The sequence below is a fragment of the Arthrobacter sp. 01T414 genome, assembly GCF_056398965.1.
The window spans coordinates 781230-798750 of the sequence record NZ_JBFTQK010000001.1 but is presented as its reverse complement, the minus strand read 5'-3'; the positions used below and the strand labels follow the sequence as shown (position 1 = coordinate 798750).

The window sequence follows — 17521 nt, the reverse complement described above, 5'->3', positions numbered from 1 at the left end:
GGCGGCAACATGGGACGGTCCAGCCAACTGATCATATGCATGCTGATTTTTGGCTGTAAAGCGGGTATGACCCAGCGTAGCTGCCACCGCTGACGATGTCGGGGCACCGAATCAAAGAAACGGGCCCGAGATCGCCAGCGGCGCCGGGGCTACCCATGCCATTCGGCGCCGTCCGGGATTCGGATGGGCGCGGGTGCAGTGCCGGTCCCGACCCCCGGTCCCGACGCCGTGTCCGGCACCGGGAACGGCACTGAGTCACGTCGCCCGGCCCTTACCCTTTCCGTTCCCTTGGCCGGTGCCTTTTCCCTTGCGGGGCTGCTCGTGGCTGAACCGTTCGGCGGCCCGCTGGCTCCGGCTGGCCACCACCACTTTCTGGTGCCACTCACGCTGATATGCGCGCCGGGCCGCGGCATCATGGCGCCGTGCCAAAGCCGCCACCTCACGCTGCATCTTGAGGTAGCTCGCCCAGCGGCGCTCATCCAGGGCACCCTCTGCGAGCGCCGCCTGCACGGCGCAGCCGGGTTCCCTGCCGTGCGCGCAGTCGGCGAACCGGCACTGGGAAAAGAGCTCCTCGAGGTCCCCAAAGACCTCGTCCAGGCCGTCCTCGGCGTCGAACAGGCCGAAGCCGCGCACCCCGGGCGTGTCCATCAGGACCGAACCGCCGGGCAACGGGACGAGTTCCCGGGAGGTTGTGGTGTGCCGGCCCTTGCCGTCACCGGCCCGGACCGCTCCGGTTTCCTGCGCCTCGAATCCGACGAGGGCGTTGATCAGGGTGGACTTTCCCGCGCCCGAGGGGCCTAGCAGCACGATGGTGCCGCCGGACGGCAGGTGGGCCAACAAATCATCGAGGCCGTCGCCCTGTTCGGCAGAGGTGGTGACGACGTCGACGCCGGCGGCCTGCAGCATGACCTGCCCGACGACGTCGTCCGCCACGTCGGCGAGGTCCGCTTTGGTGATGACCACCAACGGGATGGCACCCGAATCCCAGGCCGCGACGAGTGTCCGTTCGAGCCTGTTGTGGGTAAGCGGACGGTCTACCGGCACGACCACCCCGACGATGTCCATGTTGGCGCCGAGCACTTGCGCCTCGGAGGATGCCTCGAAGGCGCGCTTGCGGCTCAGCTCCGAGCGGCGCGGCAGCACGCCCACGATGGCGGGTTCGCCGACGGCGTTGCTGCCAAGCCAGACCCAGTCGCCGGTTGCCGGGACGAGGCCCGACCGCGGGTAGGGCAGCTGCGACTGGCCGGCGTGGTCCGCGACCAGGACGAGGTTGCGGTCCACACGGACTACGCGTCCGGCGCTGGTGCCGCCTGGTACGGGATTGGTGGAATAAAACTCCGCGACGGCCTCGGTGAAGCCGAAACGGGCCGGCCCCAAAAGACCGGAGTGTTGAGTGAACTGAATTTTCAATGGAAACCCTTTGATGGGCCCCGGAGGAGTGTTACCCGCTACGGTCGGAAAGGACCAGTTCAGCTAAAGGCTAGGAGATGCGGGCGGGCGGGGCAGGAGTAATGACGTGGTTGGGTGTGCGCTGCGCGCGCAGTTCCGTTGCATTCATTGCTTCCACCTCCCCGGTAAGCCGGCTCATCCGTCAGCCTTTCCGGCCGCGGTTTCCCTAGCGTAACCGCACCCGGCGCGGCTGGCTAGAAATTTTTCAGGCGAGCTTGCCGTCCAGTGGCCGCTCGCGGTACAGCCGGAGCGCGGCATCCACTAGTGAGACACGGTTCAGGGCCGCCACCTCGGTCAGCGGAATCCAGGCCGCATGAGTGGTGCTGCCGCCCACCTCATGGCGCAGCTCCCCGCCGGTGATGCTTGCTTCGTAGACCAGCCGCAGGGACTGGAAGTCGCGGTGGCCGCCGTCGAGCCGGCTCTCCGCGGGCCAATGTCCGACGTCGATCCCCAGCATGGCGCCGATCTCAGCGTGGTAGCCGGTCTCCTCATAAATCTCCCGGCGGCACCCGTCCACGGGGTGTTCGGCGAGATCCAGGCCGCCGCCCGGCAAGGTCCAGCCCTCCCGGCCACCCTGCTTCCAGTATGCGAGCAGGAGGCAGTCATCGCGGACGATCAGTCCATACGCGGCCGGGCGGGTGTCGAATGGCAGGGTCATTGATCCAGCGTAGCGGCGCAGCGCCGGCCCTGCCGGTTCTGCCGTTTCCGCCCTAGAGTTTGAGGGTGACCAACCTCGAAGTCCTCCCGCCCGAAGAAGTCTGCCCTGCCGCCAGCGCCGTGGAGGGAGCCGCGGGCGGTCCGTGCCTGCAACTATGGCCGGCGAGGGAGGTCCCGCTGGGCGGAGTCCGCGCCATGAACGTCTCGCGGACCCTCCCGCAACGGGGACTGCCGACGGTAGGCGCGTGGTGCTTCCTGGACAGCTTCGGCCCGGACCGGGTTGCGATGTCCGTGTTGCCGCATCCGCACACGGGGCTGCAGACCGTCACCTGGCCGCTGGCGGGAAACATCCGACACCGGGACAGCGTGGGCAGCGACGTGATCGTCCGCCCGGGCGAACTGAACATCATGACCGCGGGCCGGGGCGTTTCGCACTCCGAATTCGCGGTGCTGCCCGGGCCGGCGCGGGACGCAGACGTGGATCCGGACGGTACTTCGCCCGAACTGCCCGTGCAGCGCGGGCTGCAGTTGTGGGTCGCACTGCCGGACTCCGAACGCCACCGGGCCCCGGCGTTCGAACAGCACCGTGAGCTGCCTGTGGTCCGCGGGGACGGCTTCACCGCAACTGTCATGGTGGGAACCCTCGCGGGCGCCACCTCGCCGGCCACCATGTACTCGCCGATCGTTGGCGCCGACATCAGCTGCACCGGGCCGATCAGCCTGCCGCTCCGGCCGGAGTTCGAGCATGCCGTGCTGGTCCTCGACGGCGGCGTCGCGCTGGACGGCCAGGAGGTTCTGCCCGGCCCGCTGGGCTACCTTGGCTCCGGGCGCAGCAGCCTGGACCTCGACGCGTCCCCGGGCACCCGATTCGTGCTGCTGGGCGGTGAGCCGTTCGAGGAAGAACTGTTGATGTGGTGGAACTTCGTGGGCCGCAGCCACGACGAGGTGGCCCAGTCCCGGCTGGACTGGGAAGCACAGGCCGGACTGTCCGACGACGACGCGTCACGGGCCCGGTTCGGGCTGGTCCGCGGACACGGCCCCGACGCGGGTCCCGAAGCCGGCCGGATCCCGGCTCCGCCGCTGCCGGGGGTGCCGTTGCGCCCGCGGCGCCGGCAGTGACGGCGCCCGGTTCCCGCTGCGTGAGCTCCGGCCGCGCAGGGTCCGGCCGGCCGGGCAAACCCCTCAGGCGCCCCGCTAGCCCTGCTCGGCCACGAGCTGGAGCACCCCGAAAACAGGTTCCTGCTGCAGCACCCGGACATCGGTGATCCCGGCCGCGGCCAGCGCCGCGCGGAACGCTTCCTGCAGCCGCGGCACGTTCATGCCGAGACCGCTGCCCAGGATGACCGGCCCCTCGAGGCCGAGCTGCCGCAAGGTCTGCTCTGCCATGGCGGCCAGATCGCGGCCGGCCTGGTCGATGAGTTGCAGGCTCGGCGCGTGGCCGGCGTCGGCCGCGTCCACGACGAGCCGGGCGCGCTGGGCCCAGTAGCGGCGTCCGGTTTCGGGTGAGTGGAAAAGGGCGATGAGCTTGTTCGGGTGGTCGAGCCCGCAGGAGTCCAGCAGGGCTCGGGTCAGTTCGTCCGCTTCCAGGCCCTGGTTCATCCGTCGCAGGCTGTGGCGGACGGCTTCGCGGCCCAGCCAGTAGCCGCTGCCCTCGTCACCGAGGAGGTAGCCCCAGCCTCCGGCCCTGGCTTCCCCGCCCCGGCTGTTCTTTCCCCACGCGGCGGAGCCGGTTCCTGCGATCACGGCGACGCCGGTGCTGGCACCGCCGGCGGCCAGCAGGAGCCGGGAGTCGTGCACCACGGTGATTTTGGCGCCGGGAACGTGCGGGGCGATCAGCGCGGCGAGCGCCGCGGCATCGTCGTCGGTGTCGATGCCGCCGGCTCCGGCGTACACCTGGGCAATGTCCCCGCCGCCGATCCGGGCGAAGAGTTCGGCCAGGTTCCTGGCGGCTTCCTCGGGCGTGACATTCTGGACGTTGGCGCTGCCCACGGATTCGTCGGCCACGGGGGCGCCGGCCTCAAACCTGACGCCGCGGGTCTTGGTGCCGCCGATATCGAGTCCGATCACGGCACCGGATGAAGCGGCGTGCTCGGGGGCGGAAACGGCGGCCGGCGGGGCCGGAATGTCAGAATGAGTCACCGGAACAGCCTACTGAATCACCGACAGGAGTAAGCAATGTCCCTCGCAATCTTCGGTACCCGGATCATCGCCGCGCCGATGGCCGGCGGGACGTCCACTCCGGCCTTTGTCACGGCCGTGCACCAGGCCGGCGGCCTGGGCTTCCTGGCCGCGGGCTACAAGAGCGTCGCCGCCATGCAGGCGGACATCCACGCCACCCGGGAGTCCGGCGCACGGTTCGGCATGAATGTGTTCGTCCCGGATCCGGCCCAGCTGGCCCCCTCCGCGTCCGCCCTGGCCGAAATCGAGGAGTACCGGCAACAACTGCGTGCAGACGCCGCGCGCTACGGCGTGGAGCTCCCGTCCCCGCGGCTCGATGACGACGACGAGTGGCAGGCCAAGATCGAGGCCCTGCTGACGGACCCCGTGGAACTGGTCAGTTTCACCTTCGGACTCCCCGGCGCCGACGTGGTCCGTGCCCTGCAGCGGGCCGGAACGGCGGTGCTGTCCACTGTCACCAGCGCGGCCGAGGCCCGCCAGGCTGCCGAACAGGGCGTCGATGCCCTAGTGGTGCAGCACGGGTGCGCCGGGGGCCACAGTGCCGCTTTCCTGCCGGCGTCGGGAAGCCACGCAGCGGGCGGCCAGACGGCGGGCGAGTCGGGAACGTCCGCGCCGGCCACGACGGCGGCCACGACGGCGGAGCTGGTCGCGGCGGTCCGCTCCGCCGTCGCGCTTCCGTTGGTCGCCGCGGGCGGCATCATGGACGCCGCCGGGGTGCAGCGGGTGCTCGCGGCGGGCGCGGAGGCGGCCCAGCTGGGCACGGCGCTGCTGCGGACCGAGGAGAGCGGCGCCCGGCAACTGCACAAGGACGCCCTCGCCAGCCCGCGTTTCACCCGGACGGCGCTGACCAGGGCATTCACCGGGCGCGAGGCGAGGGCGCTGGTCAATGAGTTCGTCCTGGACCACCCCGACGCACCGCAGGCCTACCCGGCGGTGCACCACCTCACCGCTCCGCTGCGTGCCGCTGCTGCCGCTGCCGGGGACGCCGAGCGGCTGAACCTCTGGGCCGGGACCGGCTGGCAGCAGGCGCGTACCGGTCCGGCGGCGGAAGTCCTGGCGGATCTGCTGGGCTGAGGGCTCCACGCCGGGCCGCCCGCTCGCGGCTTCGCTCCCCACTCGCTGTGTGGACGCGTCGAGCCCGGACGGAACCCGCGAGCGGAGGGAAGGCGACGACGGACTGACCGGGCGCCGCGGCTGGATCAGCTACCGGAGCGGCCGCGGACAAAGCCGGCCAGGAGCGCCGGCCCCTCGCTCAGCACCAGCTCGCGGAACAGCCGCACCGGGTCCGGCTCGGCGTCCGCTCCCCCGCGCCGTTCCCGCCAGGCCAGGCCGATTTCACGGAAGGCAAGGCCGGAATCCAGCGCCAGTTCCACCCAGCCCAGTTCCCCGGGCTGCCCGGGGCTGTGGCGTCCGGGGGCCAGTCCGCCGGGCGGCAGGATGCTCACGCCCAGGCCAGCCGAGACGAGCCCCCTGGCGGTGTGGGAGTCCTGGCTTTCGAAGGCAATGCGCGGCCGGAAGCCGGCTTCCCGGAACAGTGCGTCCGTCAGCGAGCGCATGCCGTAGCCGGGGCCCATCGCCACGAACGGGTCCTGCCGGATCTCCGCGAGGCCGGCACGACGACGCCCGGCGAGCGGGTGCCGGTGGTGGACCACCAGCCGCAGGGGTTCCCGGTACAGGGCAGCCGAGGAGATCAGCCGGCTCGGCGCCGCGATCGGGGCGGTGAGCGCCAGGTCGGCGTCCCCGGCGGCCAGTTCGGCCAGGCAGCCGTCCCGCGCACCCTGGCTGAGATCGAAGTCCGGCTGGGGATGCCGGCTGCGGAAAGCACTGATCAGCAGCGGCAGCATCGCCTCGCCGAAGGTGTGCTGGAAGGACACCGCGATCCGGCCGCGCACTACCTCCGACTCGTGCCGGACCAGATCCAGCCCGGTTTGGAACTCGCCCAGCGCTGCCTCAATGTGCGGCAGGAGCGCCTTCGCCGCCGGGGTCAGCCGCACGCCCCGGCCGTCGCGGATCAGCAGTTCCGTGCCGATGATGCCGCTGGCCCGCGCGATCGCCCGGCTCACGGTCGACTGGGGCAGTCCCAGCACCTCCGCCGTGGCGGTGATGTGCTGGGTGCGCCCGAGCTCGGCCAGCAGGGGCAGCAGCGGCAGCAGTTGGACGAGCTGCTTGTGCTCCACGTCCATACTCGCACCCCTCCCAAAACGATCCATATTTGCGATTGATTCTATGAGAAACATGCATTGGAAGCATGTCTTTCCGGAGCCTATTCTGGGGACATGGCCCGACTCCCCCTCCCAACTCCCGCGGCCGAGCCCGGTACGGCGGCCGACGGCGGTCGCCGGAACGGCCGGGCGGCGGACGTCGAGGTTCCCGTGTGGACGGGCCACAGCAAAGGGTCCGCGGCCTACCGGAGGATCCTCGCCGGCCTGGCATTCGCCGGCGTCGCGACCTTCGCCCAGCTCTATTCCACCCAGGCCGTGCTGCCGATCATCGCCGCCGATTTGCAGGTGACAGCTGCCGAAGCCGCCCTGACGATCTCGCTGGCCACCGTCGGCCTGGCTGCGACCGTGCTTCCCTGGTCCTTTTTGGCTGACCGGATCGGTCGGGTGCGGGCCATGGCCTGGGGCATCTCCGCGGCCACCGTCCTGGGGCTGCTGGCTCCGATGGCCCCCAGTTTCCCGGTCCTCCTGGCCCTGCGGACGCTGGAGGGCATGGCACTGGGCGGTATCCCGGCCATCGCCATCGCCTACCTGAATGAGGAAGTCAACAAGGCCCACGCCGCCCTGGCCGCGGGCACCTACGTCGCCGGCACCACCTTGGGAGGCCTGGCGGGCAGGCTCGTGGCCGGCCCGGTCGGCGATCTGTGGGGCTGGCGGGCCGCGGCACTGGCCGTGTCCGTAATGGCGACGGCAGCCGCCGCCGTGTTCCTGATGCTCGTGCCGCCGGCGCGGAATTTCACTGCCGCGGCCGCCAGCGGCTTCCGCGGCGCCCTCGCAACCCTGGCCGGCCACGGACGGAACCCGCGGCTGCTGGCCATCTACGTCCAGGCGTTCCTGCTGATGGGCGGCTTCGTGGCCGTTTACAACTACCTTGGTTTCCGGCTGTCCGGCGAGCCCTTCAGCCTGCCTGCGACGCTGATCAGCCTGATCTTTTTGGCCTATCTCTCCGGCACCGTCTCCGCGCGCTGGGCCGCCGGGCTGACCCTGCGCTTCGGCCGGCGAAACGTGCTGGTGGCGGGCACGGTCCTCATGGTCGCCGGGCTGGCACTGACGCTGACCCAGTTCCTGGCCCTGATCCTGGCCGGGCTGCTGCTGTTTACCGGCGGCTTCTTCGCGGCCCACAGCATTGGCTCCGGCTGGACCGGGGTGATTGCCAGCAGCGGACGCGCGCAGGCGGCCTCGCTCTACAACCTCGCCTACTACCTGGGTTCCAGCGTCATCGGATGGGCGGGCGGCTTGCTGTTCCAGACCCTGGGCTGGACTGCCCTGGCCCTCGCCGTGATGAGCCTGGCGTGCACGACGGCGGTAATCACCGCCGTCGCGCACCCCTCGGGAGCGGCCGCAGCGGGGCGGACCGCGGCGCGCTAGCGGGTCGCCTCGAGGGCCTGCACCAGGTCCGCGACGATATCCGCCGGGTCCTCCAGCCCGACGGAGACCCGGAGCAGGCTGGCATGCGGTTTGGCCTCGGCGGCCACCGGGCGGTGGGTCAACCCGGCGGGGTGCTGGATGAGGGTGTCGATGCCGCCGAGGGAGACGGCGTGCGTAATCATGCTGACTGCTCCTGGAACACGCTCGGCGTGCTCGGCGCTGGCCAACTCGAACGCCAGCAGCGAACCCGGGCCCGCCATCTGGGTGCCCACCAGGCCGCGCGGGTCGCATTCCGGCATGCCCGGGTAGTAAACCCGCCGGATCAATTCGTGTTCCGTGAGGGCCGCCGCAACCTTCTCGGCACCGGCCTGCTGGGCGCGCACCCGGACCGGCAGCGTCGCCAGGCCACGGTGCAGCAGGTAGGCCGGCCACGGCGTGAGGATCCCGCCGGTGATGGCGCGGATCTGCCGGAGTCGAACTGCCCATTCCGGGGCGGCGGCCACGACGCCGCCCATGGCGTCTCCGTGGCCGCCGAAGAACTTCGTGGCGCTGTGCAGCACCATGGCGGCACCCAGCCGGTAGGGCTGCTGGAGCACCGGAGTGGCGAAGGTGTTGTCGACGAGGAGCGGCACGCCTTCCGCCGCTGCCGCCGCGGCGGCAATGTCGACGAGGTCCAGGCTCGGGTTCGCCGGCGTCTCCAGGATGACGAGTCCGGTGTCGGGGCGCAGTGCCGAGCGGATGCCGTCGGGCGTGGTGAAGGTGACCTCGGTTCCCAGCACCCCGGTGGCGAGCAGGTGGTCGCTGCCTCCGTAGAGCGGACGGACGGCCACCACGTGTTTTTTGCCGGTGGCGACGACGGCGAGCAATACCGCGCTCAGGGCAGCCATGCCGGTGGCGAAGGCCACGGCTTCTTCGGTGCCTTCGAGCAGGGCGACGCCGTCTTCGAAGCGGGCAACGGTCGGGTTCCAGAGCCGCTGGTAGACAGTGCTCTGCCCCTCCAGGTGCGGGCCGCCGGTGGCCATCTGTTCGTAGGCGAGGCCTCCGTCGTGGACCGAGGGCAGCGGGGCCGTGGTGGAGAGATCGATCGGGACGGCGTGGACGCCCAGTTCCGTGAGGCCGTTGCGGCCGGCGTGGACCGCCAGCGAGTCTTGAGAAAGCACCCGTACTCCTTTTGAATATTCACCATTGAATGCGGCAAGTATCTGGCAATAATTCGGAGTTTCACAGAGGCGGTGAATGGAACTGTCAGATTGCGGCGTTTATGATGAACTCACAACACTTCAAGGAGGATCCGTGAGCAGCACCACGAAGAATGTTCGGCCGGGCGCCGGCGCCGGCGAAGCCCTGGACGCCATTGACGAGCGGCTGCTCGCCGCGCTGGTTGCGGACGCGCGGATCTCCAACAAGCAGCTGGCCGAACTGGTGGGGATCGCCCCGTCGACGGCGCTGATGCGCACCCGGGCCCTGTCCGAGCGCGGGATCATCCAGGGCTTTGAGGCCAAGCTCAGCCTTGCCGCGGTGGGCCGCTCGGTGCAGGCGCTGATCGCCGTCCGGCTGCGCGCCCACGACCGCGAACAAATCGACCGGTTCACGTCCCGGGTGCCCAAGCTTCCCGCGGTGCTCTCCACGTTCCACACCTCGGGTTCGGTGGATTACCTGTTGCATATCGCGGTCGCCACCACGGAGGACCTGCGCGACTGGGTGCTGGACAACCTGGCGACCGATCCCGTGGTGGGCCACACCGAGACCACCCTGGTGTTCGATCACATCCAGGGAAACCACGGGCCGCTGCCCGACTAGCCTGCTGCCGGACTAGCCTGCTGCCGGACTAGCCTGCTGCCCTCAGGCCCGCTGCCGGAGGGCTGCCCGCAGCGTGACGGCCGCCAGTGCAAGGGCAAAGACGGCGCACAGCGTGACGAAGCCCGCCACGGCTGCCTGCAGGCCGAACGCGCCGGCGGCGAGCCCCAGGCCGATCACCGGGAAGGCGCTGCCGAGGTAGGTGATGACGTAGACGGTGCTGATGATCTGGGCGTGGCGCGACGCCTCCACCTTGCCCGCAACGTCGTTGAAGACGGTCCGAAAAGAGACGCCCTGGCCCAGTCCGGCGGTGATGCTGGCGGCAATCAGCAGCCCCGGGCTGCTCCACGCCGCGGCTGCCGCGATCAGCAGCACGGAAACGGCAAGCAGCGACAGTCCCACGGGCACCACGAAACGGCCCCGCGCGGCCAGCAGCTGGCTCAGCGCCGAGGCCGCCAGCGTCAGCCCGGCGAGCAGTCCGATCAGCGGACGGGAGTCGGCGTGCACAATCTGGGCGAAATAGCCCGGAGCCAGCGAGAGGCAGAAGCCAAAGACGGCGAAGCTGAGGAACCCCACGGCCGAAGCCAACCAGAACGCGCCCCGCGCCTCGCTCGACACGGAGGGGCGCCGCGGCGCGAGGACCTTCAGCGGCTGCGGACCCGCGACCGAGGTGATGGCGGGCCGGGCCTTGAGCAGGTAGAGCGGCACCAGGAGGGCGATCAGGATTATTGAGTGCAGGTAGTACGGCGTGGACGTCGGGCCGGGGAGCACGGACAGCACGCCGCCGATGGCCGGCCCGGCCGCCACGCCGCCGGCGGAGGCAAGGAGCGTAAACCGCGAGGCCCACTCGGGCCGGCTGGGCAGCAGCTCGCGCAGCGCGGCGGAACTTGCGCCGGTGGCGAGCGCCACCGCGGCCCCCTGCAGCGCACGTCCTGCGGAGAGCGCCAGCAGGCTGTCCGCAGTAGCGAAGACGAAGCCTCCGGCGAGGCCTACCAGCACGGCCAGCAGCAGTGCGGCGCGCCTGCCGATGTGGTCCGACCAGTGCCCGGCCAGGATGAGCGTGGCCACGAGCGCCAGGACGTACGCGGAGAAGGCCACCGTGACGTCCAGGGCCGTGATGCCGAGTTTGGCCTGGAGCAGCGGGTAGAGCGGGGTCGCCAGATTGGCGCCCACCAGCAGCGTGAAGATCACGACGCCGGCCATCACCAGCCGGGCGGTGACGGAAGCGTCCCAGCCCCAGCGTTCTGCCGTGGCCGGGCGCATGCGAAGTTCGCTGAAGACGGTCATGGCGGTGCCCCTGCTGCATTGATGCGGACGGCACGCGTTCCCTGTGGGGAGGCGCCCGCCCGGTGAAGATTGATACCACCAGAATGCGACACGGGTGACCTTTCCAGCCAAGTTCTGTGCCAAAATTGAGCAAAACCGTCAATCACTAGCCGCAAGGATGAACCGGAGTGATGATTTGAACAGTCTGGACCCCACCGACCTCAAGATTCTGCTCGAACTGATCAAGGATCCGCGGATCCAGATCGGCGAACTCAGCGACACGCTCGGGATAGCCCGGAACACCGCGCAGTCCCGGGTCCGCCGGATGCTCCGCTCCGGTCTGCTGCATGACGGCGGCAGGGAAATCGACCTGGAGGCGGTGGGGTACGACGTCGTCGCCTTCGTCACGATCGAGGTGAACCACCGCGAACTGGACGGAGTGGTGGGTGCTTTGCGCCTGATCCCCCAGGTCCTTGAGGTCCACGAGATTTCCGGCCGCGGAGATGTCTGGTGCCGGGTGGTGGCGACCGACACGCATAACCTCCAGGCCGCGCTGCGGTCCATCCTCCGGATCAAGGGCGTCATCCGGACGGAAACCGTGCTCGCCCTGCACACCCACATCCAATACCGCACCGAGCCGCTCATCAGCCGGCTGGCCCAAGGCAGCGCTCTTACCCCCGGCCGCTCTGCCGCACGCCGGGCCGGTGCCGCGGATCCTCAGCTACAGACTGGATAATGTCCCGGTGACTATCATTGACAACGCCGTTTACGTCGACGGCGTCCGCCGCGCCGAGCCGCGCAACCTGGAACAGACTTTCGAGACCCTGACCGAGCATGGCGGGATGGCCTGGATCGGCCTGTACCGGCCCACGGAAGAAGAAATGGCCGCCGTCGCGGCGGAATTCGGCCTGCACGGCCTGGCCGTGGAAGACGCGATCTCCGCTCACCAGCGCCCCAAGTTGGAACGCTACGACGACAACCTCTTCACGGTGCTGCGGCCGGCGAGGTACCTGGACGACACGGAGACGGTGGAGTTCGGCGAGCTGCACGTCTTCACCGGGCGGAACTTCGTGGTGACGGTCCGGCACGCCGAGACGGCCGTCGTCGGCCAGGTCCGGCGCCGGCTGGAGCGGCGCCCGGACCTGCTCTGCCACGGCCCTGAAGCGGTGCTCTACGCCCTGATGGACCAGGTGGTAGATGATTACGGCCCGGTGGTGGCCGGGCTGGAGAACGACATCGACGAGATCGAGGACCAGCTCTTCAGCGGCGACCCGCTGGTTTCCCGGCGCATCTACGAGCTGGCCCGGGAGGTCATCCATTTCCAGCGGGCCATCCACCCGCTGCCGGCTATGATGCAGCAGCTCCGGCGGGGCTTCGAGAAGTACCGGGTGGACACCGAGCTCCAGCACAGCCTCCGCGACGTCGAGGACCACGTGGAGCGGCTGATCTCCCGCGCCGATTCCTTCCGCGACCTGCTGCAGAATGCGCTCACCCTGGACGGCACACTGACGGCGAACCGCCAGAACGAGGCCAGTGCGGAACAAAACGAGCAGGTCAAGAAGATCTCATCCTGGGCCGCCATCTTCTTCGCGCCGTCCTTTGTGGCCGGCGTGTACGGCATGAACTTCGAACGGATGCCGGAGCTGCGTTGGGCCTTCGGCTACCCGATGGCGATCTGCATGATGGCGGGCACCGCGGCGATCATGTACGGCATTTTCAAACGCAAGGGCTGGCTCTAGCCGTACGGCCCGCGCCGGCCCAGGGTTGCGGGGCGGGCTGCGCTCCGGGCCGCCGCGCGGGCTAGCGGGTCGGGCGGCGGCGGCGGGCCTGGGCCACCAGGCGGGTGAAGGCAAGGACGAAGCAGCTCTCGATCACTGCCATCAGCCCCAGCCACAGCCATTGTCCATGGCCGATGAAGTAGATCGTTCCGAGCAGCACCAGCACGCTGCCGAGGACAAGGGCGCAGACGGCGAAGCCGACCGCCACCCGTGCGCTGCGCACGCCGGTGCGGAAGCCGAATCCCAGGGGCTCACCGCCCGGGTAGCCGCCCACACGGTCCTCCCCGGCCGGCCCCAGCCGGTCGAATTCCTCCCACGGGTCGCGGTCCTGTTCCCGTCGCTGATCGGCCATGGACCCATTATCCCGCCGCGCAGGCCGGCAGGCCCTAACGGGCACGTTGCACCGGTTCAGGCGGCGCGCTGACCGACTTCGCCGGGACCGGCGCCGGCGGCGCCGAAGATGAGCTGGCGGGTAGCGATCTTGTCCGTGAAGAACCGGTCGTGGCTGACCACCACGACGGCGCCGGGGAAGTGCAGCAGCGCGCGTTCCATCACCTGGGTGCTGGAGAGGTCCAGGTGGTTGGTGGGTTCGTCGAGCAGCAGCACCGAGGCGCCGGAGAGCAGGCACTGCGCCATGGCCACGCGCGCCTTCTGGCCGCCGGAGAGGTTGCCGATCTTCTGCTTGAGGTCCGCCTCGGAGAACTGGAACATCGCCAGGAAGCGGTTGACGGACTTCTTCGTGGCGCTGAAAGCCAGGCTGTCCGGCAGCGCGTTGACGGCATGCGAGACGGTGTCGCCGTCGTCGAGGTCCTCCAGCATGCGGTTGTACGACACGAAGCCTGGGCCTTTCGCCCAGGCCACCTGGCCGGCGTCGGCAGCTTCCTCGCCGGTCAGGACCTTGAGCAGGGTGGACTTCCCGCTGCCATTCGCGCCGAGGACGGCAATCCGGTTGCCCTTGCGGATTTCAAAGCTGAGGTCCGCGAAGAGCAGCTTTTCGCCGTAGGCCTTGCCCAGCCCCTCCACCCGGCACAACACGTCCTTTACGTGCAGGCCGCCGTAGATCTCGGTGACAATCTGGTCCACCGGCCGGGGTGTGCGGGATTTCTTGATCTTGGCCAGCTGGTTGCCCAGTCCGCGGCTGGCAGCCTTGGCGGCTTCGCGGCGGTCGGCGATCCCTTCGGCCTCGAAGGCGAGGAGCTCGGACTCGTGCACGAACTGCTGCTCGAGGCTCTTGAGCCGGAATTGCTTCTGGACGACATATTCACCGAAGTTTCCCGGGTATTCGTGCAGGTGGAAGTTCTCCACCTCGATGATCCGGGTCACGACGGCGTCCAGGAACGTCCGGTCGTGCGAGACGATCACGGCGGCGCCCTGGAAATCGCGGAACCAACTCTCCAGCCATTCGACGCCGGCGACGTCCAGGAAGTTGGTAGGTTCGTCGAGGAGCAGGACGTCCGGTGCCTCAAGCAGGATCTTTGCCAGCGCGGCCCGGTTCCGCCAGCCGCCGGACAGGGCGTCGATCGCGCAGTGCCGGTGTGCGTCGTCGAAGCCCAGGGTGGTCAGCACCGTATCGATGCGGCGCGGATAGTCCCAGCCGTCCAGCCGGTCCATGTCCTCAAAGAGAGCGGCCTGCCGCCCGATCAGCCGGTCCAGCTCCCCGGCCGGGGGTTCCGCGGCGATCGCGGCGTCAATGCCGGCCAGCTCTGCTTCCACGGCCTTGATCTCGCCGAACAGCCCGTCGAGGACCTCGGTGATGGTCGATTCTCCGTTGAGCTCGGAGAACTGGGAGAAATACCCCACCTTGGTTCCGAGTTCCACACTGACCGTGCCGGTGTCCGGGGCTACCTGGTCCAGGATCAGCTTCAGGATGGTGGTCTTGCCGGAGCCGTTCTTGCCGATCAGGCCCACCCGGTCGCCCGGTTCCAGCCGGAAGAACGCCTCGCGGAGAATCTGGGTGTTGTCGAAGCGGACGCTGACGTCGTGCAGCCGGATCAGGCTCATTGCTGCGGTCCTCTCAAGGGGTTGGCTCCGGGATCCCCCGGCGCCGTCGGGGACGGCGGGGCCCGGCCAGCCGCCGTCCGGTCAGGAGCTTCCGGCGGACGGGGTGCGCGGGGTGAGGTTTCAGACTATCCCGGACCGGCGTGGCCGCCGGACACGGGAGCGCCCGGCGCGGGCTGCGGTGCCGCATCTGGGAACAACGAAGACCCCGCACCGCTAAGCGGTACGGGGTCTTCGGGCTACTTCGGGCTAGCGGCTACTTGCGGGACTTGCCGTGCTCGGCCTTGCCATGCCCGGACTCGCCGTGCTGGGCGGGAACGGCCTTCGGCGCAACGGCGGGCGCGGGCGCATGAACGGCCGCGGTCGCCGCTCCGGCGCCGTAGGAGGGAACGGCCGGGGTGGCGGCGTGCTCGTTGTGGTGCTGGGCGGCTGTGGCGAGCCCGGCCGCTCGGTGCGCTGCGGCGTTCTGGTGCGCCCAGGCGCTGTTGCCATGTTCCGAGGACTTCTCGTGTTCCTTGGTCCGGTCTTCCCCGGCCTCGTCGGCGTCATCACCGTCGGTGGGCTCCTGGGCCGGAGCGGTCTCGGTCTCGGAGGGCTCCGGTGCGGGCGCAGTCTCGGTCTCGGAGGGTTGCGGGGCGGGCGCAGTCTCGGTCTCGGTGGGCTCCGGGGCCGGAGCCGTCTCGGTCTCGGTGGGCTCGGCGGTCGGCTCGACCGTGGGATCCGCCGTCGGGGTCTCAGTGGCCGTGAGCTCCGGCGAGACGGTGGCGGTGGGTTCCGAGCCCAGCTCCGTGACCGTGGCAGCCATGGCGGCTCCGGCGCCGCCAGTGACGACGACGGCGGCAACAACAGTGGCCTTGCCAGCGGTACCGAGGGCGCTGAGCCAGGTGAAGATTCCTGCCAAGGGATGGTCCTTCCAAAGTGCGTACGTTGAGGGGGCCGGCGCTTACGCACATCCAGCCGGGCGCAACGTTACCGAACAGAAACCGCGCCGCGGGACGGGACGGGGATTCCTGCGGATTTCCTTGGGAAAACCATGGGCAGCCGCCGAGGAAGGCAGGCTCCGCTGGGTGTCATGCCAGGCGGCTACGGACAATCTCACTGACGCTTTTGCCGTCGAAGCGGCCGGCAACCTCGGCGGTGACCGGCTTCATCACCGCGCCGATGGAGCGCGTGGTGAGTTCCTGGCCGTCGGCCTTCAGGGCGGCGATGGCGTTGTCCACGATCGCTTCGACCTCTTCGCGGGAGAGGGCCTTGGGCAGGTAGGCCTCGATGATCTCCGCTTCGGCGAGCTCGGCGGCGGCGCGGTCGGTTTCGCCTGCTTCGGTGAAGATGCGGGCGGTATCGCGCCGCTTGGCGGCCTCCTTTTGCAGGAGCGAGGTCACCTGGGCGTCGTCGAGCTCAACCGGGGTCTTACCGGACTTCTCCCGGGTGCTGATCTCGCCCAGGACATTCCGGACGGTAGTCAGCGCCGTCTTATTGCCGGCCTTCATGTGGGTGACCACGTCTTGTTTCAGGCGATCCTTGAGCGTCATGGCGTTCCTCTTTCCTAGCGCGTTCAGCGGTGCTCTACTGACCAGTTTCCCCCGGGAGCGTGGGGACGAACCAAGTACCCGGGGCGCGAGTCGGCCCCTCCCACAGTGCATGCCATCTAGTCCGTGCACAAGAAGACCCTGCTCGTGGATTGTAGGCCGTCAGCATCCATCGGCTTCCAACTCTTTTTGGACTTCGCGCCTCCGGGTTCCAGACCCCCGTCAGCTTATGAACGCCGCGCCGTCCCAGCAAGGCAGGAGACCCGATCTGGTTGGCCCTCCTCGGCGGGTTTCGTCCCACCCTTGGCGGCCCGCACGGCTAGCGTGAAGGGTAAACGGCAGAGGTCACCCCATGCCGCCATGACAAGGAGAGACAGTGCCGAAGCGTTCCAGGAACGACACGAGGAATTATTCGATCGTCGGAGGCGTCGTGTTCGCCGCCACCTTGGCGTTGATAGTGTTCCGGCCTGCCCAACAGCCCGCGCTGGAGCTTGGGCTGCTTGCGGCCGGGCTCATCGCCGGCGCAGTGTTCCTGCGCTTCGGCGTGCCCCGGGTCTGGATGGTGCACCTGGTTCTTCTGGCGTTCATGGTCATCACCTTCATGTTGGGCAAATACTTCATTGGCTGGTTCTTCGGCTTCGGCGCCGGAGCGAACCTCGGGGTCGCCTGGCGCGCGCTGGCCACCAGAGAGAAAGCGACCTACCCGTGGACCGTGGACGGCAAGGGCTATGCCGCCGTCCCCCAAGTGCGGAAGGCGGCCCTGGCTGCCCTGCACTCTCTGGACGGGAAGAAGAACTGGCGGCTCATCGTCGAACACGGCGCGGCACGCTTCGACGCCTCAGGCAGCGCGGACGGCGTCGTCTGCCATCGGACACCCGACGCCGACAAGGTCGGAACCTGGGCGATCCTGGAACGGCCCGGTGAGACAGGCACCGAAACGGTCGCCGTCCCTGTGGGCGGACTCACCGGCACCATCCCCGCCCAGTACGTCACCGACATCGCCACTGCGGAAGCCGAACTGGGCAAATTCCTCCAGGACCCGGACGGCTCCGCGCCGGGCCCGGAGTGGAGCACCGATCAGATCGCCGAGGATCTGCACCTCGGCTCCTGAGGCCGGAGACAGCGATTCCTCTCTGCCAAAATGAAGCCATGGAGACTCCCTTGCCAGTCGCAGTCCGGGCCACCGCATCATGGAAGCAGCGCCGCTGGCTGAAGACCCGGTACCGCAGCATCCGCTATGACGTCAGATTCGCCGATGGGCGCGAGGAGTACGGAGTCCATT

General features: G+C 69.2%; 17 protein-coding genes. 7 read left to right on the top strand and 10 right to left on the bottom strand.

Annotated features, from left to right (window positions below):
* Positions 1-255: 255 nt before the first annotated feature.
* Both rsgA and AC1DK9_RS03760 read right to left on the bottom strand, forming a co-directional pair.
* Positions 256-1410: a ribosome small subunit-dependent GTPase A gene (gene rsgA, locus AC1DK9_RS03765; RefSeq protein ID WP_476915025.1), complete on the bottom strand. Its 1155-nt coding sequence runs from the start codon at positions 1408-1410 to the stop codon at positions 256-258.
* A 244-nt stretch (positions 1411-1654) separates the two neighbouring features.
* Positions 1655-2107 carry an NUDIX hydrolase gene (locus AC1DK9_RS03760; protein WP_476915024.1) on the bottom strand — a complete coding sequence of 151 codons (453 nt, stop codon included), beginning with the start codon at positions 2105-2107 and terminating at the stop codon, positions 1655-1657.
* 65 nt (positions 2108-2172) lie between these two features.
* On the opposite strand from AC1DK9_RS03760, the gene AC1DK9_RS03755 reads away from it, so the two are divergent.
* Positions 2173-3225: a pirin family protein gene (locus AC1DK9_RS03755; RefSeq protein ID WP_476915023.1), complete on the top strand. Its 1053-nt coding sequence runs from the start codon at positions 2173-2175 to the stop codon at positions 3223-3225.
* 75 nt (positions 3226-3300) lie between these two features.
* On the opposite strand, the gene AC1DK9_RS03750 is transcribed toward AC1DK9_RS03755, so the two are convergent.
* The gene (locus AC1DK9_RS03750) at positions 3301-4230 is read right to left on the bottom strand and encodes an N-acetylglucosamine kinase (RefSeq protein ID WP_476915237.1); all 930 of its coding nucleotides are present in this window, start codon (positions 4228-4230) and stop codon (positions 3301-3303) included.
* A gap of 51 nt (positions 4231-4281) precedes the next feature.
* Between AC1DK9_RS03750 and AC1DK9_RS03745 the strand changes: the two genes are divergently transcribed.
* Entirely contained in the window at positions 4282-5358 is a 1077-nt protein-coding gene (locus AC1DK9_RS03745; protein WP_476915022.1) for a nitronate monooxygenase, read from the top strand.
* 125 nt (positions 5359-5483) lie between these two features.
* On the opposite strand, the gene AC1DK9_RS03740 is transcribed toward AC1DK9_RS03745, so the two are convergent.
* On the bottom strand, positions 5484-6467 hold the full coding sequence (locus AC1DK9_RS03740) for a LysR family transcriptional regulator (RefSeq protein ID WP_476915021.1): 984 nt from the start codon (positions 6465-6467) through the stop codon (positions 5484-5486).
* 93 nt (positions 6468-6560) lie between these two features.
* Here AC1DK9_RS03740 and AC1DK9_RS03735 point away from each other — a divergent pair, with 93 nt between their 5' ends.
* Complete coding sequence (locus AC1DK9_RS03735; protein WP_476862963.1) at positions 6561-7871, top strand: MFS transporter; 1311 nt, start codon at positions 6561-6563, stop codon at positions 7869-7871.
* Here AC1DK9_RS03735 and AC1DK9_RS03730 read toward each other — a convergent pair.
* A complete protein-coding gene (locus AC1DK9_RS03730) occupies positions 7868-9031 on the bottom strand; it encodes a trans-sulfuration enzyme family protein (protein ID WP_476915020.1) in 1164 nt (387 codons plus the stop codon). The genes AC1DK9_RS03735 and AC1DK9_RS03730 overlap by 4 nt on opposite strands.
* A 133-nt stretch (positions 9032-9164) precedes the next feature.
* Here AC1DK9_RS03730 and AC1DK9_RS03725 point away from each other — a divergent pair, with 133 nt between their 5' ends.
* Entirely contained in the window at positions 9165-9671 is a 507-nt protein-coding gene (locus AC1DK9_RS03725) for an Lrp/AsnC family transcriptional regulator (protein ID WP_476915019.1), read from the top strand.
* 42 nt (positions 9672-9713) lie between these two features.
* Here AC1DK9_RS03725 and AC1DK9_RS03720 read toward each other — a convergent pair whose 3' ends face one another.
* The gene (locus AC1DK9_RS03720) at positions 9714-10955 is read right to left on the bottom strand and encodes an MFS transporter (protein WP_476862960.1); all 1242 of its coding nucleotides are present in this window, start codon (positions 10953-10955) and stop codon (positions 9714-9716) included.
* A 175-nt stretch (positions 10956-11130) separates the two neighbouring features.
* Here AC1DK9_RS03720 and AC1DK9_RS03715 point away from each other — a divergent pair, with 175 nt between their 5' ends.
* Positions 11131-11670 carry an Lrp/AsnC family transcriptional regulator gene (locus tag AC1DK9_RS03715; RefSeq protein WP_476862959.1) on the top strand — a complete coding sequence of 180 codons (540 nt, stop codon included), beginning with the start codon at positions 11131-11133 and terminating at the stop codon, positions 11668-11670.
* A 7-nt stretch (positions 11671-11677) separates the two neighbouring features.
* Positions 11678-12673, top strand: coding sequence for a magnesium/cobalt transporter CorA (corA, locus tag AC1DK9_RS03710; RefSeq protein WP_476862958.1), 996 nt, complete (start codon positions 11678-11680; stop codon positions 12671-12673).
* A gap of 61 nt (positions 12674-12734) precedes the next feature.
* Here corA and AC1DK9_RS03705 read toward each other — a convergent pair whose 3' ends face one another.
* From AC1DK9_RS03705 to AC1DK9_RS03690, 4 genes are all read right to left on the bottom strand, one after another.
* On the bottom strand, positions 12735-13064 hold the full coding sequence (locus tag AC1DK9_RS03705; RefSeq protein ID WP_476862957.1) for a hypothetical protein: 330 nt from the start codon (positions 13062-13064) through the stop codon (positions 12735-12737).
* 56 nt (positions 13065-13120) lie between these two features.
* Positions 13121-14713 carry an ABC-F family ATP-binding cassette domain-containing protein gene (locus tag AC1DK9_RS03700; RefSeq protein ID WP_476915018.1) on the bottom strand — a complete coding sequence of 531 codons (1593 nt, stop codon included), beginning with the start codon at positions 14711-14713 and terminating at the stop codon, positions 13121-13123.
* 253 nt (positions 14714-14966) lie between these two features.
* A complete protein-coding gene (locus AC1DK9_RS03695; protein WP_476862955.1) occupies positions 14967-15611 on the bottom strand; it encodes a hypothetical protein in 645 nt (214 codons plus the stop codon).
* A 169-nt stretch (positions 15612-15780) separates the two neighbouring features.
* Positions 15781-16242 carry a GatB/YqeY domain-containing protein gene (locus AC1DK9_RS03690; RefSeq protein ID WP_476862954.1) on the bottom strand — a complete coding sequence of 154 codons (462 nt, stop codon included), beginning with the start codon at positions 16240-16242 and terminating at the stop codon, positions 15781-15783.
* Between the two features lie 373 nt (positions 16243-16615).
* Between AC1DK9_RS03690 and AC1DK9_RS03685 the strand changes: the two genes are divergently transcribed.
* Positions 16616-17350 carry a hypothetical protein gene (locus AC1DK9_RS03685; RefSeq protein WP_476862953.1) on the top strand — a complete coding sequence of 245 codons (735 nt, stop codon included), beginning with the start codon at positions 16616-16618 and terminating at the stop codon, positions 17348-17350.
* The last annotated feature ends 171 nt before the right edge of the window (positions 17351-17521 follow it).